We start from the raw sequence: 25,073 nt of genomic DNA, 5'->3' as shown, positions 1-25,073 counted from the left end.
CAACGTTTTGTTGCTTCACAGCACCGGCACAACACCCCGGATCAGTCCGAAGTGTTGTGCGCGAAGTCCTTATTGGCAGGCTTCGCAGCCAGGATCGTCGATGGCGCAGAACTTCACATCCGTGGCGGGCACCGCTGCGGACTGTGCAGCAGCGGTGGCAGCCGCCGCTTCGAGTGCGCTGGGCTGTGCCTGCACGGGGGCGGATGCTGCGGACGCGCCGCCGTCGTTGCCCGAGGACACTGCGTTGAGCTGGCGTGTGTTCACCGTGCTCATCTCGACGTGCGTGGCGCTCTGCGTGCGCAGGTAGTACGTGGTCTTGAGGCCACGGATCCAGGCCAGCTTGTAGGTGTCGTCGAGCTTCTTGCCGGATGCACCTGCCATGTAGATGTTCAGGCTCTGGGCCTGGTCAATCCACTTCTGGCGGCGCGATGCGGCTTCCACCAGCCACTGCGGCTCGACTTCAAACGCTGTGGAGTACAGCGCCTTGATGTCCTGTGGCACGCGGTCGATGGGGTGCAGCGAGCCCTTGAAGTGCTTGAGGTCCATGATCATCACGTCATCCCACAGGCCCAGACGCTTGAGGTCGCGCACCAGGCCGCCGTTGATGACGGTGAACTCACCTGAAAGGTTGGACTTCACGGACAGGTTGCCGAACGATGGTTCGATCGATGCATCCACGCCGATGATGTTGGAGATAGTGGCCGTCGGGGCGATGGCCACGCAGTTCGAATTGCGCATGCCGTCCTGCGCGATTTTCTTGCGCAGGGCGTCCCAGTCCAGCGTGGACGAGCGGTCCACTTCCACATAACCGCCCCGGGCCTGGGAGAGCATGTCGAGCGTGTCGAAGGGCAGGATGCCACGGTCCCATAGCGAGCCCTTGTAGCTGGAATACTTGCCGCGCTCCTTGGCCAGTTCGGTGGATGCCCAGTAGGCGTAGTAGCAGATGGCCTCCATCGACTTGTCGGCAAACTCCACCGCTTGCTGCGAGGCATAAGGAATGCGCAGTTCGTACAGGCTGTCCTGGAAGGCCATCACACCCAGGCCCACCGGGCGGTGGCGCAGGTTGGAGTCGCGCGCCTTGGTCACGGCGTAGTAGTTGATGTCGATCACGTTGTCCAGCATGCGCATGGCCACCGTGATGGTCTTCTTGAGCTTGTCGTGATCGATCTGCCCATTCTTCAGGTGCTGCAGCAGGTTGACCGAGCCGAGGTTGCAGACAGCGGTTTCGGTGTCGCTGGTGTTCAGCGTGATCTCGGTGCACAGGTTGGACGAGTGCACCACACCGGCGTGCTGCTGGGGCGAGCGCACGTTGCAGGCATCCTTGTAGGTGATCCAGGGATGGCCGGTCTCGAACAGCATGGTCAGCATCTTGCGCCACAGGTCGGTGGCCTGCACCGTCTTGGCGGGCTTGATCTCGCCGCGCGCTGCCTTTTCTTCGTAGGCCACGTAGGCCTTCTCGAAGTCGGCACCGAACAGGTCGTGCAGGTCGGGCACGTTGGAGGGCGAGAACAGCGTCCAGGTGCCTTTTTCCATCACGCGGCGCATGAACAGGTCGGGGATCCAGTTGGCCGTGTTCATGTCGTGCGTGCGGCGGCGGTCGTCGCCGGTGTTCTTGCGCAGTTCCAGGAACTCTTCGATGTCCAGGTGCCAGGTTTCCAGGTAGGTGCAGACCGCGCCTTTGCGCTTGCCGCCCTGGTTCACGGCCACGGCCGTGTCGTTCACGACCTTGAGGAAGGGCACCACGCCCTGCGATTCGCCGTTTGTGCCCTTGATGTGCGAGCCCAGGGCGCGCACGCGGGTCCAGTCATTGCCCAGGCCGCCGGCAAATTTGGATAGCAGGGCGTTTTCCTTGATGGATTCGTAGATGCCGTCCAGGTCGTCGGGCACGGTGGTCAGGTAGCACGAGGACAGCTGCGAGCGCAGCGTGCCGCTGTTGAACAGCGTGGGCGTGCTCGACATGAAGTCGAATGACGACAGCACTTCGTAGAACTCGATGGCGCGGGCTTCGCGGTCGGTTTCGTTCAGTGCCAGGCCCATGGCCACGCGCATGAAGAAGGCCTGGGGCAGCTCGATGCGGGTCTTCTTGACGTGCAGGAAGTAGCGGTCATACAGCGTCTGCAGGCCGAGGTAGTCGAACTTCAGGTCGCGGTCGGCCTTGAGGGCGGCACCCAGGCGCTGAAGGTTGTACTGCAGCAGGCGTTCGTCCAAAAGCTCGTTGTCCACGCCCTTTTTGATGAACTGAGGGAAATATTCGAGATAGGCTTGGCCCATCTCGGCCTGGGTCACTTCCTTGCCCAGCACTTCGCGCACGATGGTGTGCAGCAGCAGGCGGGCCGTGGCGTAGGTGTAGTCGGGGTCCTTTTCGATCAACGTGCGCGCGGCCAGGATGGACGCCTTGTAGACCTCATCCATGGGCACGCCGTCATAGAGGTTGCGCATGGTCTCGGCCACGATGGGGTCGGCCTTGACGTCCGCACCCAGGTTCACGCAGGCCGATTCGATCAGTGCCTGCAGGCGGCCCAGGTCCAGGGCAATGCGTGCGTCGCCGTCCAGCACGTGCAGCAGCGGGGCGGATGCCACGGGGGCTTGCTGCTCGCTCTGGCGCGCGCGCTCCTGGGTGCGGCGTTCGCGGTACAGCACGTAGGCGCGGGCCACTTCGTGGTGGCCACCGCGCATCAGGCCCAGCTCCACATGGTCCTGCACGTCTTCAATATGGAAGGTGCCGCCACCGGGGCGCGAGCGCACCAGTGCCCGGGTCACGTTGTGGGTCAGGGTGTCTACCACTTCGCGGACGCTGGCGGATGCTGCCCCCTGCGTTCCGTGCACTGCCAGAAAGGCCTTCATCATTGCCACTGCAATCTTTTGCGGTTCGAACGGCACCACAGCGCCATTGCGACGAATGATCTGGTGGTGTGCGAACTCATTGCCGGCTGTTGCCGCCGGGTTGGCCTGGGATTCATTGGAGTCTGCCGGGCCGGGCTGGGCGGTGGAAGGCGTGTTCAAAGCAGCTTGCATGGGTGTCCTCTTCTTTGGGCTGTCTGGAGTGGGAGAGCGGCGCAAGTGGGCGCCGCGATGGGGAAGTGGTGCGCCGGACTTCAGTCTGTCGCACACTATATATGGTGTGTCATGTGTGTTCAAGACACTACCGGTAGTGTACCGCCTGAACCGGACTGAAAAAGGGAAACAAGCTGTGTTAGGCCCCCGGTGCGCAAGCGGAGCACCCGGCGTGAGGCCCTTGCGGGTGTTGCGATGGGTGCCGTAAACCCAGCAGTGGCGGGTGCTGGCGGCGCATTTTCCCTTCAGAGCCGCGTGGCGACTGGAAGAAAAAAAATGTGCAAATGCACAAAGAAAAAACCGGGCTGACGCTTCGATGCGACAGCGTTATTCATTGCTGCTAAGGCACGGGGGGCTGTGTGGCGCTGGGGAACTGGTGGCGTGGCCAATCCAGCGCTTTTTGCAGGATGGCCCAGTCGAATCCGGGGCCGGGGTCCTGCTTGCGCCCGGGGGCAATGTGTTCATGCCCTGCCACATGGGCGATGGGATAGCGCAGTGCGATGTCCTGGCACAGCCGGGCCAGGGTCTGGTATTGGGGGGGCTCAAAGTCCAGGCCCTCCAGGCCCTCCAGCTCGATGCCGATGGAGTCGTCGTTGCATTGGGCGCGCCCCCGGTAGAACGACTGCCCCGCATGCCAGGCGCGCAGATCGCAGTCCACAAACTGCCATGGCACCCCCAGGCGGTCGATGAAAAAGTGGGTAGAGACCTGCAAGCCACGGATGCCCTGGTAATAGGGGTGGGCGTTCCAGTCCAGGGTATTGGTGAACAGCTGCTGCACAGCGCCCGTGCCAAATTCTCCCGGCGGCAGGCTGATGGAGTGCACCACGATCAGATCCACCGCCTGGGCCGTTGCCGGGCGTGCACCGTGGTTGGGCGATTCCAGGCGGCGTGCGCCTCGGTGCCAGCCGCCGTCCCAGACGGAGACGCGCTGTGCGTCATCCCATGTCGTCATGCGGGTCCTGGTCGTTCGGGACGGCGATGTTCAGGCGCGCGATGCGGTAGCGGATCTGGCGCAGGCTGATGCCCAGCCGCGCGGCGGTGGCGGTCCGGTTGAACCCGGCCTCCTTGAGCGCGCGGATCAGTATCTCGCGCTCTTGCTGGTCCAGCCAGGCTTGTAGGTCACTGGGCAGGGGCGCGGCGCAGGTGGTGGTTTGCGGGGGCGAAGCGGTGGCATCGGCGGTCTGCGTCTGGGGGCTGCTCTCAGGTGATGCCGCCGGACGCACTGCCTGTGGGTCGGTGGCGCCGGTCGGCCAGTCCACATGCAACTCCTCGCCATCGCTGAGCGCCACGGCGCGGTGCAGAAGGTTCTCCAGCTCCCGCACATTGCCTGTGAGCGGGTGGGCGGCGATGGCGGCGAGCGCGCGGTCGGTGAGGGCTGGCACGGGCATGCCGGATTCCTGGGCGATGCGGGATAGCAGCGCCGTACAGAGCGCGGGCAGGTCTTCGCGCCGCTCCCGCAGCGGCGGGATCACGATCTCGATCACATTGAGCCGGTAGTACAGGTCCTGCCGGAAGCGGCCGGACTGTACATCGGCCGCCAGATCCCGGTGGGTGGCGCTCACGATGCGCACATCCACGGTCTCTTCCTGGGTGGAACCCAGGGGACGGACACTGCGTTCCTGGATGGAGCGCAGCAGCTTGGACTGCATGGCCAGAGGCAGATCGCCGATCTCGTCCAGGAACAGGGTGCCCCCGCGTGCGGCCTGAAAGTACCCGTCCCGGTCCTGGGTGGCGCCGGTGTACGAGCCCTTGCGGGCGCCAAAAAATTCGGCCTCGAGCAGGTTCTCCGGGATCGCGCCACAGTTCACAGCCACCAGGGGGCCGTCGGCCCGCTGGCTGCTGGCATGCAGCGCCTGGGCCACCAGCTCCTTGCCGGTGCCTGACTCGCCATGGATGAGAACCGGCGCCATGCCGCGCGACACCTTGGCCACCCGCTGCTTGACGTTGCGGATGGCTTCCGACGCACCCACCAGCTTGTCCAGCGCCGCGTTGCCCGATGCGTGCTCGGCCGCCGTGGCCGATTGGCGTTGTTGTCCGGGGCTGCGGGCGGCCCGGGGGGCGGGCACCCCACCGGTGCCTTGCACTGCCGATGCCACCACCGAGCGGAACTGCTTCAGGTCCACCGGTTTGGTCAGATAGTCGAAGGCGCCTGAGCGCAGCGCCTCGACCGCGTTTTCTGCCGAGCCGTAGGCGGTCATGACCACGCAGCGCTCCCGGCGCTGCTGGTCACGCAGGTCCTGCAGCAGCTCCATGCCAAAGCCATCAGGCAGCCGCATGTCGGTGATCACGGCATCGAAGCGGTGGGCCCTGAGCTGGTCGCGCGCCTCCTGCACGCTGGACGCCGTCTCCACGCGATAGCCTTCGCGCAGCAGGGTCAGTTCGTACAAGGTGCGCAGATCGGGTTCGTCATCAACGACGAGGATAGAGGCGGCAGGGGCGTTCATGGCAATCCGGTTCAGACCACGATGGTGTCAAACAGCGTCGCGGCGTCGGCAGGGCGGGTGGTGCGGCGGAAGCCCACGGTGAACGCGTTGCCTCCGGTCTCGCCCCGCAGCGTGGTGCGGTTCAGCCGCTGGTAACTGATGGACGCTCCATGGCGTTGGCACAGTTCGCGGCAAATATAAAGGCCCAGGCCGCTGGAGCGGCTCTCGGACGAGAAAAACGGTTCGAACAGGTGGCGCTCCACGGATTTGTCCATGGGGGCTCCGTCACTCCACACCTGCAGGCTGACCTGGCCTGCAGGGGAGGTGCGCGTCGTAACGCAAAGGGAGTCGGGCTCCGACCCCATATAGCGCAGGGCATTGTCCAGCAGGTTCACCAGCACGCGGCGCAGGTGCTCACCATCAAACTCCACCTGTGTGGCCTGGGTGTCCAGCATGACCACGGCACGGCGCTGCACCGGGTCCTGGGCCTGCCAGTCGTGCCAGATCTGGGCAATGGTCTCGTCCAGCTGCAGAGTGGAGGCGGGCGCATGGCTGATCTGGTGCTGGACACGGGCGATATCGAGCACTTCTTCTGCAATGCGTGCCAGCCGGTCGGCGTTTTGCTGGACCATGTGGGCCAGGCGCTTCTGTGCCGGGTCGTGCAGGTCTTCCTCCAGCAGTGCGTTGGCCTGCACGATGGCCGCCAGGGGGTTGCGGATTTCATGGGCCACGGCCGCAGACATGCGGCCCATGGCTGCGAGTTTTTCGGTGCGCAGGCGGGCTTCCATTTCGCGCAAATCGTGCAAAAACATCACACACAGCCGCTCGGTGTGGGCCTCGCGGGCGGCTTCCCGGGTCGATGTGAGCCAGGTGCGCACATGCAGGCCGGTCGGGCTTTGGCCGGGGTGCAGCAGGTCCACATCCGCTGTCTGGGGTTGTTCGTGGCGAAAAGTGCGCCGGGCCAGGATCAGCAATGGCTTCCAGGGGGAGGCGGACTGCAGGGTCAACGGCAGGTCGGGCAGGGCACCACTGGCCAGCAACTGCAGACCGGCCGGGTTGGCAACACGCACCACATCATTTTCGTCCACCACCAGCACACCGTCGGTCAGGTTCTGGATGACCAGGGCACTGACCTGGGTCTGCACGCGGGCCGCAATCTGGCTCTGCTGCGCCACTTCCTGTTCGCGCGCCAGCCGTGTCGCCAGTTGGTGCACCAGATAACTCACGATGAAGTAGCCCGTGCCGGTGAGTGCGCTTTGCAGGTAGCGCTGTGCATCGTCATCGCCCGTGCGTGCACCCATCCACCAGGCCCAGCCCAGCAGCAGCAGGGTCACGCCCGCCGTGGTGCCCAGCGCCAGCGTGAGTGTGCCCAGCACGGCCGCCATCAGGATGGGCAGGCCGAACAGGGGCGTGAAGTTCATGGTGCCTGCGTGCAGCAGCTGCAGGGCCGTGATGGCTGCAAGGTCAATGCCGATGGATGGGAGCCACTGGGGGCCCGCGCCGGGCGAAGGAGGGCCCTGCCGAGCCAGCACGCGCAGGGCCACGGTGGCTACCAGATACGCCACGCAGAGCGCCAGCACCGTGGGGTCCGCCACCTGGTTGATGATTTGTCCCGCTCCTTGCAGGACCAGCAGGGCGAGCGCCACCATGAGGCGGCCGGTGAGGAACCCACGCCACATGCGCACAAAAGGCGCATCCACCGTGGCCAGGTAGTTGCCAGCAGGCAGGGTTTGCATGGCTCAGGCCGGGCCCAGCTGCCGGTGTTCAGTGCTGCAGTAGGCCTGGTTGCCGAGCATCACGGCCTCTGCCTGAGGGATGTGCACGCCGCAATGCGCGCAGGCCAGCATGTCCTGCGGCAACGCGCGTGGCGAGGGAGACGATGGCTTGGGCACGGCATCGTCCGGCGCGCGGCGGCTGCGCCAGATACCGATGGCCACGGCCAGGACCAAGAACAAGACCAGGTACTTCATGCACTGCGCCCCAGAACCACTTCCAGCACAAACCGCGAGCCCACATAGGCCAGCAGCAGCAGGGCCGATCCGGCATACAGCACCCGCACCGCGTTGCGTCCGCGCCAGCCAAACCGTGCGCGCCCCAGCAGCAAGGTGGCAAACGTCAGCCACGACAGCAGGGAGAAGATGGCCTTGTGGTCCCAGCGCCAGCTGCGGCCATAGAGGGCCTCGCCAAACAGCCATCCCGCCAGCAGGGTGGCGGTGAGCAGCACAAAACCAGCGGTCACGAAGCGGAAGGTCAGCCGCTCCAGGGTGAGCAAGGGGATGCCGCTGTGTGGGTCTTCTGCCTGGCGGATGTGGCGCTCTGCGCGGGTCATGAGCCAGGCGTGCACCACGGCCGCCGCAAACAGGCCATAGCAGGCAATGCCCAGAGCCAGGTGCAGCGGCAGCCAGGCCGATGCGGCCACATGCAGCGGCTGCCCCGGGAAGACCATGGCCAGCACGATGGCTGCAGCGCCCAGGCCCGCCAGCACCCAGCGGGATTGCATCTGCGGAAACAGCTGCCGCTCCACCGCATACACAGTGAGCACCAGCCAGGCGGTAATCGACAAGGCCGGTGCAAAACCAAAGCGGGGGGTGTCGCCCCACAGGCCCCACACCAGCACCGCACCGTGCAGCACCCAGGCCACCAGCAGGGCGTTGCGGGCGGCTGTGGCGCCCAGGCGCGAGGCCGCGGCGGCTGGCACGGCATATGCCACCGCGGCGGCCAAGGCCAGCAGCCAGCTGATGGGGGAGCTACTCGCTAAAATCATGGGTCACAGTTTAGCCTTTTGCCCCCACCGCCAGCGCCCTGGCGGGCCTGTCCGCCCCGACCTTGTGTTGATCGCGCGCAGGCAACACCGGAACTTCCCCTATGGCCTCCGCCCTTACCGACAAACTCTCGCGCCTCGTCAAGGAGATGCGCGGCCAGGCCCGCATCACCGAATCCAACGTGCAGGACATGCTGCGCGAGGTCCGCATGGCCCTGCTGGAGGCCGACGTGGCCCTGCCGGTGGTGCGCGATTTCATCGCCCGCGTGAAGGACAAGGCGCTGGGCCAGGAGGTGCTGGGCTCGCTCAAGCCCGGACAGACACTGGTCTCCATCGTCAATCGCGAGCTGGCTGCCACCATGGGCGAGGGCATCTCCGACATCAACCTGGCCGCCCAGCCCCCGGCCATCATCCTCATGGCGGGCCTGCAGGGTGCGGGCAAGACCACCACCACGGCCAAGCTGGCCAAGCACCTGATCGAAAAGCGCAAGAAGAAGGTGCTGACTGTCTCGGGCGACGTGTACCGCCCGGCCGCCATCGAGCAGCTCAAGACCGTCACCAAGCAGGCGGGCGCCGAGTGGTTCCCCAGCACGCCCGACCAGAAACCGCTGGATATTGCGCGTGCCGCGCTCGACTACGCGAAGAAGCACTATTTCGACGTGCTGCTGGTCGATACGGCCGGCCGCCTGGCCATTGACGAAGCCTTGATGAAGGAAATCAAGGATCTGCACGCCACGCTGAACCCGGTCGAAACCTTGTTCGTGGTCGATGCGATGCAAGGGCAGGACGCGATCAACACTGCCAAGGCCTTCAAGGAGGCGCTGCCCCTCACCGGCATCGTGCTGACCAAGCTCGACGGCGACTCGCGCGGCGGTGCAGCGCTGTCGGTGCGGCAGATCACCGGCGCGCCCATCAAGTTTGCCGGTGTCTCGGAAAAGATCGACGGGCTGGAGGTGTTCGATGCCGAGCGCCACGCGGGCCGCATCCTGGGCATGGGCGACATCGTGGCGCTGGTCGAGCAGGTCACGGCCGGGGTGGACATGGAGGCTGCGCAAAAACTCGCGGCCAAGGTCAAGAGCGGTGACGGCTTTGACCTGAACGACTTCCTGGCCCAGATCCAGCAGATGAAGCAGATGGGCGGCCTCTCCAGCCTGATGGACAAGCTGCCGTCGCAGCTCACCGCCAAGGCCGGAGCCCTGGACATGGACAAGGCCGAGAAGGACATCAAGCGCAAGGAAGGCATCATCCAGAGCATGACGCCGCTGGAGCGCCGCAAGCCCGACCTCATCAAGGCCACGCGCAAGAAACGCATCGCCAACGGGGCGGGCGTGCATGTGCAAGAGGTCAACCGCCTGCTCAAGGAATTTGAGCAGATGCAGGGCATGATGAAAAAGATGAAGGGCGGCGGCCTCATGAAGATGATGAAGCGCATGGGCGGCATGAAAGGCCTGGGCGGTGGTGGCATGCCCAAGATGCCGTTCTGACGTTCTGACGTTCTGAGGCTTCTGGCGTCGGTTTGAAAAAAGCCCTGAAGAGGCGTGGCCTCTTCAGGGCTTTTGTATTCAGGGCGGCAGCAGCGCCACCTGCCTGGGGGCTGGGCGCCCGGATCTACTTATGGCGCCTGCAGCCAGTGCTTGAGCGGCTGATTCGCCCACGCCTTGGCCTCTTCGCCCACAAAGATGCGGGGCTGGGAGGCCGGGAGCTTGCGGCGCTTTTCCTGTGCAGCGATGGACTTTTGCGCCTCGCCCATCCAGTCGGACACCGAAAGGCTGGCTCCGCCCGCCTGGCCAAACAAGGCTTCGGCAAAGGGCGTGTGGTTGCCGCCGTATTTGCATTGGAAGCTGGTGCGGCGTGCGTCCGTGGCCGTGATGACCACGCGGTTCGGTGCCTTCAGGGGCTCGACAAAGGCGCCGCTGTAGCAGGCGGACAGTACCACCAGCACGGGCACCTTGTTGAGCGGTGCCAGCGCATCGCTCAGGGCTTGGGGCGTGAGGGGCTGCAGGTTTTTGCCGCCCGCGCTGATGTTGAGCAGACCGGGGTTGCTGTGGGTCGATATGAACAGCAGCACGCGGTCGCGCGGGCGCGCCACCTCGGCCGTCTTGGACATCACCAGTGCAAAATTTTCTGCCGTGGCCTGGGGCCAGTCGGTGGGCTGGTCGCGCGCCGGGTTGGCCAGCTTGAGCATCAGCGCGTTGGGGTCGATCTCCTTGACCCGTTGTTCGGCCAGCAGCACGTCGTTGCGGAAGGCCTTGGCCTGCGAGTGCATCGCAAAGCCCGCAAAGATGATGCGCCCGGGCGGTTCGGGGGGCGGAGGTGGGGGCGCCGGGGTGGCGATCGGGACGGGCTTGTGGGGCGGCGCCGGGGTGGGCTGGGCGCAGCCCACCAGGGCCAGGGTCAGGGCCAGTGCGCTGGCCTGGATCAGCCGCCAGCGGGCGGCAGGGAACAACAGAAGAGGTGGCATCGATAGCGGGGCCGCGCAGTGCCGCAGACCACCGTCAGGCAGAACGGTCTGGGCGCAGGGGCCAGGTGAAAAGGACACGCATCGTAACGACTTGCCAGGCACGGGTTACAGGGCATAGAGGCCCAAAGTTTGAAGGTTTCTAAGGCATCTGCGCTCGATGGTAAACACTTTATTGCTATCAAATATATAGTAAATGCGAAAAAGCCGGTGCGGACACCGGCTTGTGGTTTGTGCCTGATTTTTCACATTGTCACAAAGCCGCCAGCGGCGCGGGCCGGGCCAGGCGGCTGGCATGCAGCCAGGCGCGGCGCAGCACCGGGGGAGACCAGGATTCCTCGGGGATCAGCAGCAGGCGCTGTGCGCGCAAGGCCTGGCCCAGGGCGATCTGGCTGGTCCAGACCGCCAGCGGAATCGCCAGCGCCAGCGGTAGGCCCACGGGCATCAGCCACAGCAGTGCGCTGCTGTCGATCAGGGCCACGCCCAGGGCCAGCAGGCCGATCACCCCGCTCATCGGGGCCAGCTGGCGCACCGCGTGGCGCCAGGGCACGGCATGGGCTTCGCGCGGGGGCGACTTCCATTCCAGCTTCAGGCCGGTGAGCGCAATCAGCACAAACAGCGAATGCGCCAGCATGCGGATGGGGGCCTGCAAGATGGCCAGCACGCTCTCCAGCGCGGCGCTTTTGAGCAGGCTGAAGGTGCCGCCATATTCCTTTTGCTCGCGCCGCATGAACACGGCGGCCACGCCCAGGATGCGGGGCAGGAACAGCAGGCACAGCGTCCATGCCCACAGCGCCAGCAATTCGGCGGGCAGGATGTGCCAGTCGGCCACCAGCTTGGCGCCCGACAGCCACAGCGCCGTGCCCAGCGTGAGGAAGGCGAGCCACAGCGGCGCCGACAGGTACGCCATGGCCCCGGTGACGAACATGGAGCGGTGCACGGGGTGGATGCCGGGCTCGGCCATCAGGCGCGCGTTCTGCAGGTTGCCCTGGCACCAGCGGCGGTCGCGCTGCAGCTCGGCCAGCAGGTCGGGCGGCTGTTGCTCGTAGCTGCCGACCAGGTCGGACACCAGCCACACGTGGTAACCGGCGCGGCGCATCAGCGCGGCCTCGACAAAATCGTGGCTCATGATGCCGCCCGCCAGGCCCCCCTTGCCGGGGATGGGCGCCAGCGCGCAGTGCTGCATGAAGGGCGCCACGCGGATGATGGCGTTGTGGCCCCAGTAGTGCGACTCGCCCAGCTGCCAGTACTGCATGCCCAGCGTGAACAGGCGGCCCGTGACGCGCGATGCAAACTGCTGCGCGCGGGCATGCAGCGTGACGTGGCCAATGGCCTGCGTGGCGGTCTGGATGATGCCGGCAGAAGGGTTGGCCTCCATCAGCTTGGCCATGGAGACGATGCAGGAACCGCTCATCACGCTGTCGGCGTCCAGCACCACCATGTAGCGGTAGTCCTTGCCCCAGCGGCGGCAAAAGTCGGCCACATTGCCCGCCTTGCGGTGCGTGCGGCGCGTGCGCAGGCGGTAGTACACCTGCACTTGGGGCTGTGGGCTGTGTTGCGCCAGGGCGCTGCGCAGGGCCTCCCAGGCCGCGCGCTCTGCGGCGGCAATGGCGGGGTCGTTGCTGTCGGACAGCACGAACACGTCGAAGCTGGCGCCGTGGCCGGTGGAGGCGACCGACTCGCAGGTCGCACGCAGCCCGGCAAACACCGTGGCCACATCCTCGTTGCAGATCGGCATGATGATCGCAGTGCGTGTCTCCGGGGCCAGCGCATGCCCTGCCACGCTGCGCACCGACAGCGCATGGGGGTCGCCACGCAACATCACCCAGAAGCCCATCAACCCGGTGAGAAAGCCGGTGACCACCCAGGCCGACAGCAGTGCAAATAGCGCAATCTGGCCGTAGCCCAGCCAGGCGTTGTCGTAGTCGGGCTGCACGCCTGCAAACAGAAAACTCGCCAGCGCCGTGGCCAGCACGGTGAGCAGGGCAAAGGTCCATCGGCGGCGCTGCGCTGCCTGTTCCCAGGCCTGTGGGGGGCTGTCGGCCTGCGATGCATGGGGGGCATTGCTGCGGCCCCGGCCGGTCAGCCGCAGCAGCAGTGCCGTGCCGATGCTGTTCCAGAACCCCCGCCAGGGCAGGGGCACCATGGATCCTCGCTGCAGTGGTGGCGCGGTGACGGCATTGGGGTGCCGCTCCTCGCGCAGGGGGCTGCGGGGCGGATGGGCGGGCACCGGGGGGCTTACTCGGGAAGAATGATGTGCGTCCATGTTTCACTCACAGCGTGGTTGTCGTGTTGGAGAAAAGCGCGCAGCTCGATGGGCCGGTCGGCCTGCTGGCGCTGGATGCGAACGGTCATGCGCCACTGGCCGGTGGCGGGGTTGCGGTAGACGATGTTTTCCAGCACCTGGCCATTGGCATCGCTGGTCACCACCGCCTTCACCGTGGCGTCGGCGGGCAGGGCCTGGAGGGCCGGGCCGTCGAAATCGACCACGTACTGCACCTGCTGGCGCAATGCCTCGGCGGGCTGCTTGGAGTAGCCCATGCCGCGCCGCGATTGCGTGGCCCAGGCGCTGGGCGGGCGCTGCTGCGTATCGCCCTGCCAGCTCAGCTCGTACGCAAACTCCAGCGGCTGGCCGGGTGTCGGCATCTGGGCGGGCACCCAGTACGCCACGACGTTGTCGTGCGTCTCATCGGGGGTGCTGAGCTGCACCAGCTCCACGCGGCCTGTGCCCCAGTCGTGCAGCGGGCGCACCCAGGCGCTGGGGCGGCGTTCGTAGCGGGCCTCCACGTCCTCGTAGCTGGCCCACTGGCGGTCGCGCTGCATCAGGCCGAAGCCCTTGGGGTTGTGGGTGGCAAACGAGGTGACCAGCGTCTGCTGCGGGTTTTGCAGCGGACGCCACAGCCATTCGCCGTCGCCCGTGGCCACCATCAGGCCGTCGGAGTCGTGCACCTCGGGACGGAAGTCGCCCTTGCGGGGCTGGTTCTCGCCAAAGAAGAACATGCTGGTCAGCGGCGCAATGCCCAGCGTGGCGATGGGCTTGGCGCTGCCGTTGCCCGTGGGGGGGCGCACAAAGATGCGGCTGCGCACCGTGGTGGTGGTTTGGGTGCCGGGCTGGATGTCAAAGCGGTAGGCCCCGGTGGCGCGGGGCGAGTCCAGCAGCGCATACACCGTGACCTGGGTGGCCAGCGGGTCGGGCCGCACCAGCCAGAACTCGGTGAAGCGCGGGAACTCTTCGCCACTGCCGCCCACGGTGTCGATGGCCAGCCCCCGGGCCGACAGGCCGTATTGCTGGCCTTTGCCCAAAGCGCGGAAGTAGCTGGCGCCCTGGAAGACCACCAGCTCATCCTTGTAGGTGCTGGTATTGAGGTGGTTGTGCAGGCGAAAGCCCGCGAAACCCAGGTCGCCCCAGGCGTCGGGTCGCACTTTGTTTTTGCCGTAGTCGAAGTCGGCGCTGCGGTAGCTGATGTGGCGAACGCCTTGGGGCGTGACTTCGTTGATCAGGACGGGTTCTTTCTGGTACAGGCCCAGGTGGAAGAACATCGCTTCAAACGGCAACTTTTCGGCGCGCCACAGGGCGCGGTCGGGGCGCCAGCGGATGTCGCGCACCTGGTCGTAGTCGAGCTGCGCGAGGTCTGCAGGCAGCGTGTCGCTGGCGGCTTGGTAGGGCTTTTCGGCCCGCTCGCGTGCGACGCGGGTGACGGTGTCGAAATCGAAGGCCGGGCCCGGTGTCTGTGCCTGGGCTACCCCGGTCAGCAGGGTGGTGACCAGCACCACTGCAGTCCACAGGGAGTGGCCAGTGGCACGTAGGCGGCAGGAAAAAACAGCTTGCATGCTGGCACTAGGGCAAACCCTGTGCCAGCTTGAGAAAACTGTTTTAAATCAGTGGCTTACGCTGCCATCTGCACGTAAGCAGTTGTGCGGGGTACTGGTAGCCGCCAAAAATCGGTCTTTTTGTCGCCATCTGGCGACGGCATGGAGACGTCACCAGAGAAAACTCAGAAAAATCAATGACTTAATCGTGTCGCTCATCGGCGACGTCGTCGGATTCGGGCGCGTCGGTCTTGAAGTTTCCGGGCGTGAGCGCGTGTTTTTGCAGCAGCCGGTAGAACTCGGTGCGGTTGCGTTGCGCCAGGCGCGCGGCATCGGCCACATTGCCGTCGGTCATTTTCAGTAGGTCCACCAGATACTCGCGCTCAAAGCGCTGGCGCGCCTCGGCAAAGCTCAGCACCTGCGCCGAGGGAATGCGCAGGGCGCGCTGCACCAACGACAGCGGCACCAGCGGTGTGGTGGACAGGGCGCACACCTGCTCGACCACGTTGTACAGCTGGCGCACGTTGCCGGGCCAGGCGGCGGCCGTGAGCGCCTTGAGGGCTTCGGGCGCAAAGCCCGACAGGCGCTTGTCGTACTTGCGGGCCAGCCTGTCGAGAAAATGGTTGGCCAGCAGCGCAATGTCCTCGCGCCGCTCGCCCAGTGTGGGCAGCTGCAAGGTCACCACGTTCAGGCGGTAGTACAGGTCTTCGCGGAACTGGCCTGCGGCCATGGCCGCCTCCAGGTTGCGGTGTGTGGCCGAGATGATGCGCACATTGATCTGGATGGACTGGCTCGCGCCCACGGGCCGCACGGCGCGTTCTTGCAGCACACGCAGCAGCTTGACCTGCAAGGCGGGTGGCATGTCGCCAATCTCGTCCAGCAGCAGTGTGCCGCCCTCGGCCGCCTGGAACAGGCCCTTGTGGTTGCTGACCGCATCGGTGAATGCGCCCTTGACGTGGCCGAACAGCTCGGATTCGAGCAGCGCCTCGGGGATGGCGCCGCAGTTCACGGCCACGAAGGGTTTGCTGGCACGCGGGCTGGCCCGGTGGATGGCCTGGGCCAGCAGCTCTTTGCCGGCGCCGCTGTCGCCCAGCAGCAGCACACTGGCGTCCGACTGGGCCACCAGGTAGGCCTCGGCCAGCAGGTCGGTCATGCGGGCCGAGCGGCTCACGATGTCGGCCCGCCAGACTTCGTTGGCATGGGCCTGGTGCAGGGCAGGGGCGCTCAGGGCCAGGGCCTCCGCCACTTTTTCCAGCAGCTCTTTGCCGTCGTAGGGCTTGGTCAGGTAGGTGAAGACGCCGCGCGATGTGGCCTCGACCGCATCGGGGATGGTGCCGTGTGCCGTGAGCAGGATCACTGGCAGCGAAGGGTGGCGCGCGTGCACCTCGTCAAACAGCGCCAGGCCATCCTTGCCCGGCAGGCGCACATCGCTCAGCACCAGCTGGGGCCGGGCCATGTCGAGTTGCGCCAGCGCGGCCTCGGCCGAACCCACGGCCACGACCTCGTGCCCGGCTGCCTTCAGGCGCAGCGACAGCAGGCGCAGCATGTCGGCATCGTCATCCACCACCAAGATGCGGTGCGCGGTGCTGCGCGGCTCGGATGGGCGTGTGGATGCTGGCATGGCGTGGTGCCTCAGGGTTTGGCGTTGCCGTTGTTGCTCGCGCCGCTGGCCGCTGCGCCCGGGGGCGGTGTGGCCGGGGCTGCCGGTGCGGGGCGTGTGGTCAGGCTGCGTTCGATGGCGCGCACGGCCTCCAGTCGTTCGCTCAGCTGGTCGTTGCGGCGCTGGGCGTCGCGCAGCTGCTGGGCCTGGCGTTCCAGCTGCTCTTCCAGGCGGCGCTGCTGGGTCAGGCGCGCCTCCAGCAGGCGGGCCAGCGGGTGCAGGTCTTGGGCGGCAGGGTTGGTCAGGGTGCGCTGCACCAGGCCTAGAGCGCGCGCCGTGTCTGCGGGCTGGCGGCTTTGGGCCAGCACCAGCGCCAGGCGCAGCGCGCGCGAGGGCTTGTTCTCGTCCAGGTCGGACAGGCGGGCTGCCTCTCGTGCCAGCTCGATGCCGCTCGCGCCCAGGGTGCGGTCGGCATAGGCGAGAGTGTCGCGCAGCAGGTCTTTGGGCGGTGTGGTGGGCTCATCGCTTTCAGGTGCCAGTGGCTCGGGCGGGGTGGCAGCGGGCTCCGGGGCCGGCTCAACCGCAGGGGCAGCTGTCGCCACCGGGGCACCATCCGGCGGTGTAGGGGCTGTGGCGCAGCCAGCCAGCCATGCTGCACCCACGCACAGGGCGGCGCGCAGGCACCAGGGCATCCCCCGGTACGCTGGGCGGTGGGTCGGCGAGGCTTGTGGTTCAGGAAACATCGGGCAATTCAATCCGGAAAAAAGAGCGGGGAGCGTCGCCTGGCATCTGCAGCACCTGCACCCGGCCGCCATGCGCGTGGATGTATTCCTGCACGATGGACAGCCCGATGCCGGTGCCGCGCACCGCGTTCTCAGGCTGGCGTTCGCCCCGGTAAAAGGGTTCAAACACATGGGCCCGGTCGGCGGGGGCCACGCCGGGGCCTTCGTCGGTCACATCCACCCGCACCTGGCCGGGGGCGCGCGAGACGGCCATGCGCACGGTGCCTTGCTCGGGCGAGAAGCGGATGGCGTTGGACAGCAGGTTGCCCATGGCCGAGGTGATTTTCTCCGCATCCAGCAGCAGCACGGTGCGCTCGCCGCTCACCTCCACCCGCAGGCTGCGGGCCTGCCATTGCAGGCGCTGCGCTTCCACCAGGTCTTCCAGCAGGGCGACCAAGTCGATCTCGCGCCGCTGCAGCTGGCGGGCCTCGAACGCGGCGGCGTTGAAGCGCAGCAGCGCCTCGATCTCGCCTTGCAGCACCAGGGTGTTCTGGTGCAGGATTTGTGTGACTTCTTTCTGGCCCTCGCTGAGCGCGCCGGTCACGCCGTCTTGCAGCAGGGCCACGCCTTCGCGCAGTGCGGCCAGTGGGGTTTTGAGTTCGTGCGAGACATGGCGCAAAAAGCGCGCCTTGTCGGCGTCCAGCTCCACCAGCCGCAGGCGCAGCCACTCCAGTTGCTGGCCCACGCGGCGCACGTCGGCAGGGCCGGTGATGGCCACGGGTTGCTCCAGCTGGTTCTCGCCCAGGCGGCGAATGGCGCGCTCCAGCCGCTTGAAGGGGCGTGCCAGCCAGATGCCCAGCCACAGCGCCAGCACCAGCGCCAGCACAATCGCCCCCACCAGCTGGTGCATCACGGTGCGGCGGCTGGCGTCCACCCGCGCCTGCAGTTCGCTGGCCTGGCGGGCGTTGAGTTCTTGCACCGACTGCGTGATGGCTGCATGCAGGGTGTCGAGCGCCACGAACTCTTCGGCCACGCTGCGTTCGTTTTCCAGCGACTGCCAGGGCGGGGCGCGCAGCAAGTCGTGCACGGTTTGCATATGGGCCTGCCACTGCTGTGCCTGGGTGGGCGGCAGGCCCGCGTCGCTCAGCTGGCGCACGATGCCCTGGGCATCGGCGGCCATGTCGTCAAAGCTTTGGCGCAGCAGAGGGTCGTTCAGCACCAGCGATTGCCGGGCCGACCGCTCCATGGCCTGGCCGCGCTGGTTGAGCGCCTGGGCCGCCACGTTCAGCGCGGCCGCCTGGGCGGCGCTGGCCTGGCTTTGGCCCATCAATGCTTCGAGGGTGAACACTGCCCGCAGGGCACTGGCGCCCAGCACAGCCGTAATCAGCAAGAACGCGAGCAGCAGCAGTTGCTGAAATGATGGGCCGTGCGGGCGAGCCTGCGGAGGGCTCGTGGGGTTTGGGGCCATGCGCCGAGTGGGTCAGGCCGGGAGGGCGGTGCCCTCACGCACCAGCACCTCGCCGCGCAGGGTGTAGGCCTTGGCTTCGGTGATGGTCACATCCACCATCTGGCCCACCAAGCGGGGCTGGCCCACAAAATTGACGACGCGGTTGCACTCGGTGCGGCCCATCAGCTCGGTGGCGTCGCGCTTGGAGGCGCCTTCCACCAGAATGCGCTGCACCGTGCCCACGCGGCTTTCGCTGATGGACTTGATGTTGGCGTTGATGACGCCCTGCAGGTGCTGCAGGCGGCGCAGTTTCACGTCGTGCGGTGTGTCGTCGTGCAGGCCTGCAGCGGGTGTGCCGGGGCGGGGGCTGAAGATGAAGCTGAAGCTGTTGTCGAAGTGGATGTCGTCGATCAGCTTCATCATCTTGTTGAAGTCGTCCTCGGTCTCGCCGGGGAAGCCCACGATGAAATCGCTGCTCATCGCCAGGTCGGGTCGGATGGCGCGCAGCTTGCGTACCGTGCTCTTGTATTCCATGGCGGTGTAGCCGCGCTTCATGGCCATCAAGATGCGGTCAGAGCCGTGCTGCACGGGCAGGTGCAGGTGACTCGCCAGCTTGGGCAGCTTGGCATAGGCATCGATCAGCCGGGGTGTGAACTCGTTGGGGTGGCTGGTGGTGTAGCGAATGCGTTCGATGCCGGGGATGTCCGACACGTATTCCAGCAACAGCGCAAAGTCAGCAATCTCGGCCGTGCCCCCCATCTTGCCCAGGTAGGCGTTCACGTTCTGGCCCAGCAGGGTGATTTCCTTCACGCCCTGGTCGGCCAGGCCCGCCACTTCCACCAGCACGTCGTCAAACGGGCGGCTCACTTCTTCGCCACGGGTGTAGGGCACCACGCAGTAGCTGCAGTATTTGCTGCAGCCTTCCATGATCGACACAAAGGCGCTGGCACCCTCGACGCGGGCGGGCGGCAGGTGGTCGAATTTTTCAATCTCGGGGAAGCTGATGTCCACCTGTGGCTTATCGAGTTGCTCGCGCTGGTTCAACATCTCGGGCAGGCGGTGCAGAGTTTGCGGGCCAAACACCACGTCCACATAGGGGGCGCGCTTGATGATCTCGGCGCCTTCCTGGCTGGCCACGCAGCCGCCCACGCCAATCTTCACGCCGCGTGCCTTCAGGTGCTTGATGCGGCCCAGGTCGCTGAACACTTTCTCTTGCGCCTTTTCGCGCACCGAGCAGGTGTTGAAGAGGATGAGGTCGGCCTCGTCCACGTTCTGGGTGGGCTCGTAGCCTTGGGCGGCATTGAGCACGTCGGCCATCTTGTCAGAGTCGTACTCGTTCATTTGGCAGCCGAAGGTTTTGATAAAGACTTTTTTGGCCATGGCAATGTCGCAAATAGCAAATGGTCACCGTCGCCAGCAGGGCGCGGAGAGGGGCTGTGGAGGTCGCAAGGGCGTGGCCGCCAGGGCCGCACCCGCAGGAATTACTTCAGAACGGCGCCAGAGCCGGTCGTGATGTTGCTGGTTGTGCTGTCGCTGCCCTTGCGGGGTTGCGCCGCCTCACGCTCGGTCAGGATCCAGGCCGCGTGCAGCATGCCGGTGCTGGCTTCCAGCACGTAGTTGACCTTGAAGGTCTGGCCCAGCACGGTGTGCGCCATGACCAGGGTGTTCTGGGGGCTGAACAGCCGCATCCCGGGCGCCATGCGGATGGGTTTGCCGTTGAGCACGGCTTCGGCGGTGGTCGAGAGGGTCAGTGTGCCGCGTAGCGCGGCTTCCGGGAAGGGACGGTTCATGCCCAGTCCGGGCTCCACCTGGGCGGCCGCTGGCATGGCGACAGACATAAGGGCGCCGCAGGCCAGGGCGGCGAGCCAGGTGTGTCGGTGGCGTGAGATGGGGGCGGAGGCAGGAGTGTTGCAGCGGTTCATGGTTTACATCCAGGGGCTGAAGTCACGATTCTAGGGGGAGGCGGTGCGGGCAGGTCCCACCGGCAGACTGTCGGGCTGCGAAAGCCGGTACCTCAAAGAAAAAACCCACAGTGAGTTGCCGCACTGTGGGTTTCGATATGGTGGTCGTAGGTGGACTTGAACCACCGACATCAGCATTATGAATGCTGCGCTCTAACCAACTGAGCTATACGACCGCAAGACCAATATTATAGAACAAAAATTATTGGTGTGTGAAGTTGGCTGTGCGTTTGTTCATGAAAGCGTCCATGCCTTCCTTCTGGTCCTGGGTGGCAAACAGCGCGTGGAAGAGGCGGCGCTCGAACATCACGCCGTCGGACAGAGTGCCTTCGAACGCCCGGTTCACCGACTCCTTGGCGGCCATCACGGCGATCTGCGAGAAGCCCGCCACGATGATGGCCGCGCCCAAGGCCTCGTCCATGAGCTTGTCGTAAGGCACCACGCGGCTGACCAGTCCGGCGCGTTCGGCTTCGGCGGCGTCCATCATGCGGCCGGTGAGGGCCATGTCCATGGCCTTGGACTTGCCCACGGCGCGGGGCAGGCGTTGCGTGCCGCCAGCGCCGGGGATCACGCCCAGCTTGATTTCTGGCTGGCCGAAGCGGGCGTTGTCGGCGGCGATGATGAAGTCGCACATCATGGCCAGCTCGCAGCCACCGCCCAGTGCAAAGCCACTCACGGCGGCAATCACGGGTTTGCGGATGGAGCGGATCGTCTCCCAGTTGCGGGTGATGTAGTCGCCCTTGTAGGTGTCGGCAAAGCTGTACTTGGCCATCGCGCCGATGTCGGCGCCCGCTGCAAAGGCTTTTTCACTGCCCGTGACGATCATGCAACCGATGTTCTCGTCGGCATCGAACGCCTTGAGGGCTGCGCCCAGCTCGTTCATCAGCTGGTCGTTCAGCGCATTGAGCTGTTTGGGGCGGTTGAGCGTGATGACGCCGACCTTGTCCGCTTCAACGCGAACCTCGATGGTTTCGTAGGCCATGAAATCTCCTATGTATGGATTGTTGTGACAGCGCAGGGAATATACCCAACCCGGTCACGCCGTCAGGCCAGCCAGCGCACCAGCGCCGCCGTGTCGGTGGGGGTCAGGCTGACCGTGTCCACTGCAGGCTGTGCCAACTGCGCAGGGGCGGCTTTGCCGCGCGTCTTGGTGGCAGCCTCACCAGCCTTGCCGCCAGCGGTGGAGGGCAGTGCCAGCGGCAGCCGCAGCAGGCGCCCGTCCCGGGCCACGATGGCAGTCAAGGCCGTCTCGGTACCTGCGTAGAACGTGACGTCATCCAGCTTGCCAATGCGCCAGCCTTGGCCTTGCACTTCCAGGCCCAGCCACTCGTCGCCTGCCGCCATGCCGGCCTTTTCGGCCGCGCCGCCGCGCAACACGGTCTTGACCTGCACGCTGTGGTTCTCTGCCACGCGCAGGCCCAGGCGTTGGGCCAGTTGGGGGGCTTCGGCCTTGAGGGTCACGCCGTGAGCGGCCAGCAGATCGGCTAGCGGTAGCTCAGAGGTGCTGTGCACCCATTGCGCCAGCTCCGAATCGAAGGAGCGGCCCGCCAGTTGTTCCAGCACTGCACGCAGGTCGGCCTCGGCCATCGGGCCGCCCGCCGTGCGGGCCCACAGGGCGCGCATCACGGCGTCGAGGGTAGTCTTGCCTTCGCGGCGCACGGCCAGGTCCAGGCACAGGGCCACCAGCGAGCCTTTGGTGTAGTAGCTCACCGTGGCATTGGGCGTGTTTTCGTCCTGGCGGTAGTACTTGACCCAGGCATCGAAGCTGGCCTGGGCCACAGTTTGTACGGCCCTGCCCGGGGTTTGCAGCACCTGGTTGATGGTCTTGGTGATGAGCTTGAGGTAGGTGGCGTCATCGATCAGCCCGGCGCGGCGCAGCAGCAGATCGTCGTAGTAGCTGGTGAAACCTTCGAAGAACCACAGCAGCTCGGTGTAGTTCTCCCGGCTGTAGTCGTACCTGGCGAACTCGGCAGGGCGCAGGCGCTTGACGTTCCAGGTGTGAAAGTATTCGTGGCTGATCAGCCCGAGCAGCGTGGTGTAACCCTCGCTGGCCCGGGGCTCGCCCTGGCGGGGCAGGTCGCGGCGGCCGCAGATCAGGGCCGTGGAGTTGCGATGCTCCAGCCCGCCATAGCCATCCGCCACGGCATTGAGCATGAACACGTAACTTTTGAACGGCGCCTTGCCTTCGGCGCCATGCCAGAAACGGATGGCGGTCTCGCAGATCTTCTGGGTGTCGGCCAGCAGCCGCTTGCCGTCAAAAGAGGGGGCCGCACCGGCCACCACAAACTGGTGGGGAACGCCGCAGGCCTTGAAGCGGCCCACCCAGAACGGGCCCAGTTCTACAGGGCAGTCCACCAGTTCGTCGTAGTCGGCAGCGCCATACAGGCCAAAGCCCTGCTTGTCGGTGGCCAGCGCCTGGAGCCCCGTGGCCACGGACCACTGCGCGGTGGCAGCGGTGCGGGCCATGTCCAGCGTGTGGCGGTGCTTTTCCTGGCCATGCACGCGCAGGCACAGGCTGGTGCCGTTGAAGAAGCCACGCGAGGCGTCCAGCCAGGCCGTGCGCACCGAGTTGTCGTAGGCGCAGACGGTATAAGTCAGATCCAGCGGTTTGCCCGGCGTGCAGGCTACTTGCCAGCGGTGCTTGTCAAGTTGAGCCAGGGGCAATGCACGTTTGCCTTGGCGCGCGCCCAGCTCCTGCAGATTTTTCGCAAACTCCCGCACCAGATAGCTGCCCGGGATCCAGACGGGCAAGGACAGCTCCTGCAGCGCTGCAGGGCGGGCGATGGTCAGCGAGACGCGGAACAGGTGCGCATGCAGGTCGGATGGAGTGATGCGGTAGTGAACCTCGGCGGGCTGGGTGCTGCGTGGGGAGGGCATGGGCGGCGGGGCGGAGGTGCTCGGAATCAGTTGGTTGTGCCAGAGGTCTCGCTGCTGGCTTCCGCCAGGCGTTTTTCCACCTCTTGCGTACCGATGGCGCCAGGCACGCGGGAGCCATTGGCAAAGATCAGCGTTGGCGTGCCGGTGATCTTGTGTTTCTTGCCGAACATCAGGTTGCGCTGCAGGGCGCTGGTGTCGCAGCTGGCCGAGGCGACAGGCTTGTCGCGCACCATCATGTCCTGCCAGGCACCCGCCTGGTCTTTCGAGCACCAAATGTTGCGTGATTTTTCGGCAGAGTCGGGGCTCAGGATGGGGTAGAGGAACAGGTACACCGTAACGTTGTCCACCTTCTGCATGTCGCGCTCAAAGCGTTTGCAGTAGCCGCAGTTGGGATCTTCGAACACTGCCACCTTGCGCTTGCCATCGCCGCGTACGATGGTGAACGCGTCCTTGAGCGGCAAGGCCGAAAAGTCGACGGCCGTGAGCTTGGCGATGCGGTCTTCCGTGAGGTTCCGGCGCGCCTTGGTGTCGATCAGCTCGCCCTGGATCACATAGTTGCCCTTGGCGTCGGTGTAGAAAAGGTCGGTGCCGATGCGCACCTCAAACAGCCCCGCCATGGGCGTGGGCCGAACCTCGTCGATCTTGTCCATCTGGGGAATGCGCTCAGCCAGCGCCTTGCGGATGGTGGCCTCTTGCGCTGTCGCGCTCAGGCTAAGGGTCATGGCGGCAATGGCCAGCAGGCAGTTGGTCAGTTTCATGGTGTTCTCGTTCAGTCTCGATACCTTGCAGGACGCATGGGCGTCCCAACGTGTTTTCAGCGCATCCCCATGGCCCGGCGGGTCACAAAATCCTTCAGCGGGCCACTGCGTTCAAAGCCCTTCATGCCCCAGTTGCGCAGCGCCTGCCAGGGGGCTTCCTGGCGTGCAAACAACTGCTGCAGTCCGTCTGTGGCCAAACCCATGGCAACCAGGGCCGCCTTGCGCTCGCGTTCGTAGCGCCGCAGCAGCCGCAAGTCGGCCACACTGCGCCAGTAGTCACGCGTGCGCAGCACCTCGGCCAGGGCCTGCACATCGGCCAGCCCCAGGTTGAGCCCTTGCCCCGCCAGGGGATGCACGTTGTGGGCTGCATCGCCTGCCAACACCCAACTGCCCTCGTTGCGGGGGCTGGCCCCGGCAGCGAGCGTGCTGCCACACCAGCGGTCTGCCTTGGCCAACTGCAAAGGCCAGCTGGCACGATCCGCGTACAAGGTCAGCGTGCCCAGCACTTGCTGGCTGGCGGTTTGCAGCGCCTGGGTGAAATCTTCGGGGGGCAGGGCCATCAAGGATGCGACCTGCTCCTGTGGGACGGACCACACAACGGCCACAGAGTTCCCCTCGGCGCCATCCAGGGGCAAAAAAGCCAGGATGCCATCGGGAAGGAACCACTGGCGCGCAACCTGGCCATGGGGGTGCTCGCAGCGCACGCGGGTGGCGATGGCATGCTGGGCGTAGGGCGTGACCTCGAAACGGGCACCGAACTCGGCCCGGGTGCTGCTGGCGCGGCCCTCGCAGACCACTGTCAGTGGCGCGGCCACCGGGGCGTCTACCACCTCGACCTGGGGTTGGAACCGCACGGCCTCGGCAAGGCGGGCTTCAAGGGCGGGTACATCCACGATCCAGGCCAGCGCGTCCACGCCCTGCGGCCCAGCGTCAAACACCACGGCGCCACCCTGGTCTCCCTGCACCTGCATTTGCCGCACGGCCGTCGCGTGCTCGGCATCCGGCCAGCTGCGCAGGGATTCGAGCAATTGGCGCGACGCGGTGTTCAGGGCATAGGCCCGGACGTCGGCCGCCTTGCTGACCGGGGCGGGGGCTGGCACCAGGGCCACTTTCAGCCGCTCGCGTGCCAGCAACAATGCCAAGGTCCTGCCCACAATGCCGGCGCCGCGTATACAGATATCAAAGGTTTGGGCCATGGCGGC

Annotated in this window: 19 protein-coding genes and 1 tRNA gene; 1 reads left to right on the top strand and 19 read right to left on the bottom strand. The window is 65.9% G+C overall.

Annotated elements, in window-relative coordinates:
• Positions 1 to 69: 69 nt before the first annotated feature.
• The 6 genes from ACTPOI_RS23730 to ACTPOI_RS23705 all read right to left on the bottom strand — a co-directional run bounded on the left by ACTPOI_RS23730 (position 70) and on the right by ACTPOI_RS23705 (position 8,241).
• A complete protein-coding gene (locus tag ACTPOI_RS23730; RefSeq protein WP_440113584.1) occupies positions 70 to 3,015 on the bottom strand; it encodes a ribonucleoside-diphosphate reductase subunit alpha in 2,946 nt (981 codons plus the stop codon).
• 379 nt (positions 3,016 to 3,394) lie between these two features.
• Positions 3,395 to 4,006 carry a 1,6-anhydro-N-acetylmuramyl-L-alanine amidase AmpD gene (ampD, locus tag ACTPOI_RS23725; RefSeq protein ID WP_440113582.1) on the bottom strand — a complete coding sequence of 204 codons (612 nt, stop codon included), beginning with the start codon at positions 4,004 to 4,006 and terminating at the stop codon, positions 3,395 to 3,397.
• Entirely contained in the window at positions 3,990 to 5,498 is a 1,509-nt protein-coding gene (locus tag ACTPOI_RS23720; RefSeq protein ID WP_440113579.1) for a sigma 54-interacting transcriptional regulator, read from the bottom strand. Before ACTPOI_RS23720 ends, ampD begins: the two co-directional genes overlap by 17 nt.
• 11 nt (positions 5,499 to 5,509) lie before the next feature.
• Positions 5,510 to 7,213 carry an ATP-binding protein gene (locus ACTPOI_RS23715; protein ID WP_440113576.1) on the bottom strand — a complete coding sequence of 568 codons (1,704 nt, stop codon included), beginning with the start codon at positions 7,211 to 7,213 and terminating at the stop codon, positions 5,510 to 5,512.
• Positions 7,214 to 7,216: 3 nt separating this feature from the next.
• Positions 7,217 to 7,447, bottom strand: coding sequence for a PP0621 family protein (locus ACTPOI_RS23710; protein ID WP_094291457.1), 231 nt, complete (start codon positions 7,445 to 7,447; stop codon positions 7,217 to 7,219).
• On the bottom strand, positions 7,444 to 8,241 hold the full coding sequence (locus ACTPOI_RS23705; protein ID WP_440113573.1) for a cytochrome C assembly family protein: 798 nt from the start codon (positions 8,239 to 8,241) through the stop codon (positions 7,444 to 7,446). Before ACTPOI_RS23705 ends, ACTPOI_RS23710 begins: the two co-directional genes overlap by 4 nt.
• Before the next feature lie 101 nt (positions 8,242 to 8,342).
• Here ACTPOI_RS23705 and ffh point away from each other — a divergent pair, with 101 nt between their 5' ends.
• Positions 8,343 to 9,722, top strand: coding sequence for a signal recognition particle protein (gene ffh, locus ACTPOI_RS23700; protein WP_108617295.1), 1,380 nt, complete (start codon positions 8,343 to 8,345; stop codon positions 9,720 to 9,722).
• A gap of 128 nt (positions 9,723 to 9,850) precedes the next feature.
• Here the strand turns inward: ffh and ACTPOI_RS23695 are convergent, their stop codons facing one another.
• The 13 genes from ACTPOI_RS23695 to ACTPOI_RS23635 form a co-directional block, all read right to left on the bottom strand.
• Positions 9,851 to 10,684, bottom strand: coding sequence for a C13 family peptidase (locus ACTPOI_RS23695; protein WP_252659039.1), 834 nt, complete (start codon positions 10,682 to 10,684; stop codon positions 9,851 to 9,853).
• A gap of 265 nt (positions 10,685 to 10,949) precedes the next feature.
• Positions 10,950 to 12,962, bottom strand: coding sequence for a glucans biosynthesis glucosyltransferase MdoH (gene mdoH, locus ACTPOI_RS23690; protein WP_440113568.1), 2,013 nt, complete (start codon positions 12,960 to 12,962; stop codon positions 10,950 to 10,952).
• Entirely contained in the window at positions 12,935 to 14,470 is a 1,536-nt protein-coding gene (locus ACTPOI_RS23685; protein ID WP_440113683.1) for a glucan biosynthesis protein G, read from the bottom strand. Before ACTPOI_RS23685 ends, mdoH begins: the two co-directional genes overlap by 28 nt.
• Before the next feature lie 238 nt (positions 14,471 to 14,708).
• On the bottom strand, positions 14,709 to 16,127 hold the full coding sequence (locus tag ACTPOI_RS23680) for a sigma 54-interacting transcriptional regulator (RefSeq protein WP_252659041.1): 1,419 nt from the start codon (positions 16,125 to 16,127) through the stop codon (positions 14,709 to 14,711).
• Between the two features lie 11 nt (positions 16,128 to 16,138).
• Positions 16,139 to 16,849 carry a hypothetical protein gene (locus ACTPOI_RS23675; RefSeq protein WP_440113565.1) on the bottom strand — a complete coding sequence of 237 codons (711 nt, stop codon included), beginning with the start codon at positions 16,847 to 16,849 and terminating at the stop codon, positions 16,139 to 16,141.
• The gene (locus ACTPOI_RS23670; protein WP_440113562.1) at positions 16,839 to 18,296 is read right to left on the bottom strand and encodes a sensor histidine kinase; all 1,458 of its coding nucleotides are present in this window, start codon (positions 18,294 to 18,296) and stop codon (positions 16,839 to 16,841) included. Before ACTPOI_RS23670 ends, ACTPOI_RS23675 begins: the two co-directional genes overlap by 11 nt.
• A 12-nt stretch (positions 18,297 to 18,308) precedes the next feature.
• Positions 18,309 to 19,655 (bottom strand): tRNA (N6-isopentenyl adenosine(37)-C2)-methylthiotransferase MiaB, encoded by a 1,347-nt coding sequence (gene miaB, locus ACTPOI_RS23665; RefSeq protein WP_440113559.1) that lies wholly within the window; start codon positions 19,653 to 19,655, stop codon positions 18,309 to 18,311.
• 101 nt (positions 19,656 to 19,756) lie between these two features.
• A complete protein-coding gene (locus ACTPOI_RS23660) occupies positions 19,757 to 20,197 on the bottom strand; it encodes a hypothetical protein (RefSeq protein ID WP_440113556.1) in 441 nt (146 codons plus the stop codon).
• Positions 20,198 to 20,335: 138 nt separating this feature from the next.
• Positions 20,336 to 20,412, bottom strand: a tRNA-Met gene (locus ACTPOI_RS23655).
• Positions 20,413 to 20,438: 26 nt separating this feature from the next.
• Positions 20,439 to 21,218: an enoyl-CoA hydratase gene (locus ACTPOI_RS23650; protein ID WP_094291447.1), complete on the bottom strand. Its 780-nt coding sequence runs from the start codon at positions 21,216 to 21,218 to the stop codon at positions 20,439 to 20,441.
• A 62-nt stretch (positions 21,219 to 21,280) separates the two neighbouring features.
• The gene (locus ACTPOI_RS23645) at positions 21,281 to 23,113 is read right to left on the bottom strand and encodes a M61 family metallopeptidase (RefSeq protein WP_440113553.1); all 1,833 of its coding nucleotides are present in this window, start codon (positions 23,111 to 23,113) and stop codon (positions 21,281 to 21,283) included.
• A 26-nt stretch (positions 23,114 to 23,139) separates the two neighbouring features.
• Positions 23,140 to 23,871 carry a DsbC family protein gene (locus ACTPOI_RS23640; RefSeq protein WP_094291445.1) on the bottom strand — a complete coding sequence of 244 codons (732 nt, stop codon included), beginning with the start codon at positions 23,869 to 23,871 and terminating at the stop codon, positions 23,140 to 23,142.
• A gap of 56 nt (positions 23,872 to 23,927) precedes the next feature.
• Positions 23,928 to 25,067, bottom strand: coding sequence for an FAD-dependent monooxygenase (locus ACTPOI_RS23635; protein ID WP_440113550.1), 1,140 nt, complete (start codon positions 25,065 to 25,067; stop codon positions 23,928 to 23,930).
• Between the last annotated feature and the right edge of the window lie 6 nt (positions 25,068 to 25,073).

The organism is Acidovorax sp. BL-A-41-H1, assembly GCF_051942715.1.
The sequence above is the reverse complement of the archived record's forward strand: the minus strand, read 5'-3'. Positions and strand labels throughout refer to the sequence as shown.

Excerpts from the sequence above, each read along its gene's own strand:
- ACTPOI_RS23730 (WP_440113584.1), bottom strand. The coding sequence starts at position 3,015 with ATGCAAGCTGCTTTGAACACGCCTTCCACCGCCCAGCCCGGCCCGGCA.
- ampD (WP_440113582.1), bottom strand. The coding sequence starts at position 4,006 with ATGACGACATGGGATGACGCACAGCGCGTCTCCGTCTGGGACGGCGGC.
- ACTPOI_RS23720 (WP_440113579.1), bottom strand. The coding sequence starts at position 5,498 with ATGAACGCCCCTGCCGCCTCTATCCTCGTCGTTGATGACGAACCCGAT.
- ACTPOI_RS23715 (WP_440113576.1), bottom strand. The coding sequence starts at position 7,213 with ATGCAAACCCTGCCTGCTGGCAACTACCTGGCCACGGTGGATGCGCCT.
- ACTPOI_RS23710 (WP_094291457.1), bottom strand. The coding sequence starts at position 7,447 with ATGAAGTACCTGGTCTTGTTCTTGGTCCTGGCCGTGGCCATCGGTATC.
- ACTPOI_RS23705 (WP_440113573.1), bottom strand. The coding sequence starts at position 8,241 with ATGATTTTAGCGAGTAGCTCCCCCATCAGCTGGCTGCTGGCCTTGGCC.
- ffh (WP_108617295.1), top strand. The coding sequence starts at position 8,343 with ATGGCCTCCGCCCTTACCGACAAACTCTCGCGCCTCGTCAAGGAGATG.
- mdoH (WP_440113568.1), bottom strand. The coding sequence starts at position 12,962 with ATGGACGCACATCATTCTTCCCGAGTAAGCCCCCCGGTGCCCGCCCAT.
- ACTPOI_RS23680 (WP_252659041.1), bottom strand. The coding sequence starts at position 16,127 with ATGCCAGCATCCACACGCCCATCCGAGCCGCGCAGCACCGCGCACCGC.
- ACTPOI_RS23675 (WP_440113565.1), bottom strand. The coding sequence starts at position 16,849 with ATGTTTCCTGAACCACAAGCCTCGCCGACCCACCGCCCAGCGTACCGG.
- ACTPOI_RS23670 (WP_440113562.1), bottom strand. The coding sequence starts at position 18,296 with ATGGCCCCAAACCCCACGAGCCCTCCGCAGGCTCGCCCGCACGGCCCA.
- miaB (WP_440113559.1), bottom strand. The coding sequence starts at position 19,655 with ATGGCCAAAAAAGTCTTTATCAAAACCTTCGGCTGCCAAATGAACGAG.
- ACTPOI_RS23660 (WP_440113556.1), bottom strand. The coding sequence starts at position 20,197 with ATGAACCGCTGCAACACTCCTGCCTCCGCCCCCATCTCACGCCACCGA.
- ACTPOI_RS23650 (WP_094291447.1), bottom strand. The coding sequence starts at position 21,218 with ATGGCCTACGAAACCATCGAGGTTCGCGTTGAAGCGGACAAGGTCGGC.
- ACTPOI_RS23645 (WP_440113553.1), bottom strand. The coding sequence starts at position 23,113 with ATGCCCTCCCCACGCAGCACCCAGCCCGCCGAGGTTCACTACCGCATC.
- ACTPOI_RS23640 (WP_094291445.1), bottom strand. The coding sequence starts at position 23,871 with ATGAAACTGACCAACTGCCTGCTGGCCATTGCCGCCATGACCCTTAGC.
- ACTPOI_RS23635 (WP_440113550.1), bottom strand. The coding sequence starts at position 25,067 with ATGGCCCAAACCTTTGATATCTGTATACGCGGCGCCGGCATTGTGGGC.